The organism is Bacillus cereus group sp. BfR-BA-01441, assembly GCF_022663075.1.
In the GTDB taxonomy this organism is placed as follows: domain Bacteria; phylum Bacillota; class Bacilli; order Bacillales; family Bacillaceae_G; genus Bacillus_A; species Bacillus_A cereus.
In genome coordinates, this window is sequence record NZ_JAKUEU010000300.1 from 1 (window position 1) to 326 (window position 326).

Consider the following 326-nt stretch of genomic DNA (forward strand, 5'->3'; position numbering starts at 1 on the left):
TTCTATAACAAGTTCAAACTTTCAATAAGAAGATAACCCCCTGTACAACTTAAAAGAATGTACGTAAATATTTTAAAAATCCGTTGATTAAGCCATTTAAAAATAATTTGACCTATAAACAAACCTAAAAATACAATTGGAATGGCATAAAAACTTGATTCCCAAATGGTTTTGTTTGTGCCAGTAAAGAGTATTTGAGTTACTAGGCTAATGAAATATATAAACAAATAAAAAGCTAATGTAGTTGCTCTTAACTTCTCTTTTTTAGTATCAGTTCCTGTAAAATAAAGTAACAGGGGTGGGCCGGGCATACCGATACTTGTCGT

At 30.7% G+C, this 326-nt stretch carries 1 protein-coding gene; it reads right to left on the reverse strand.

Annotated elements, in window-relative coordinates; translation table 11 throughout:
• Positions 1–2 precede the first annotated feature (2 nt).
• Positions 3–326 (reverse strand): sulfite exporter TauE/SafE family protein (locus MR107_RS30590; protein WP_242293199.1); only part of this gene is annotated, 324 nt, incomplete at its 5' end.